Below are 540 nucleotides of genomic sequence, written 5' to 3' on the forward strand. Positions count from 1 at the left end.
AAGCTGCTGGATATTCCCTTGCAGATAATCGAGCGTTACAAGGCTTTTCAGGAAAACAATCTTGTATTTCCCAATCTCAACTATTGGTCAATATGCAAGCGTATGGGAAAGATGATAAAGGAATGCGGTATTACCAAGAAAATCAGCTTTCACTGCTCCAGGCACGGGTTTGCGACCCTGGCTCTCAGCAAAGGGATGCCAATCGAGAGCGTCAGCCGTATTTTGGGGCATACGAACATTGAGACCACGCAAATCTATGCGAAGATAACCGTACAGAAATTGGATAATGATCTCACGATGCTGGGCGACAAGCTGAGCAAATCATTCGGGAACGTGAAAATGGCAGGGATATGAAACGGGAAATAATCACAACGGACAGCTATGGTAGAATTACCATACCATCTGATACAGGTAATATATGGATGAATGAAATGGAGCTGGTAGAGCTGTTTGGGGTAATCGCCCCGACGCTCCGTGCCGCCATTCGTGCCGTGTACAAGTGTGGAGTTTTGAATCCTCTTGAAGCTGAAAAACGTATCA

Annotated in this window: 1 protein-coding gene and 1 pseudogene; both read left to right on the forward strand. The window is 45.6% G+C overall.

What is annotated here, in order from left to right; all coding sequences use genetic code 11:
• On the forward strand, nt 1–354 hold a 354-nt coding region (locus tag H9625_RS17490), incomplete at its 5' end, for a site-specific integrase (RefSeq protein ID WP_191765611.1).
• A pseudogene (locus tag H9625_RS17495) lies at nt 351–540 on the forward strand (hypothetical protein); the annotation flags it as partial. The gene H9625_RS17490 and the pseudogene H9625_RS17495, both read left to right, overlap by 4 nt.

It is taken from the genome of Phocaeicola intestinalis (assembly GCF_014837065.1).
GTDB lineage: Bacteria > Bacteroidota > Bacteroidia > Bacteroidales > Bacteroidaceae > Phocaeicola > Phocaeicola intestinalis.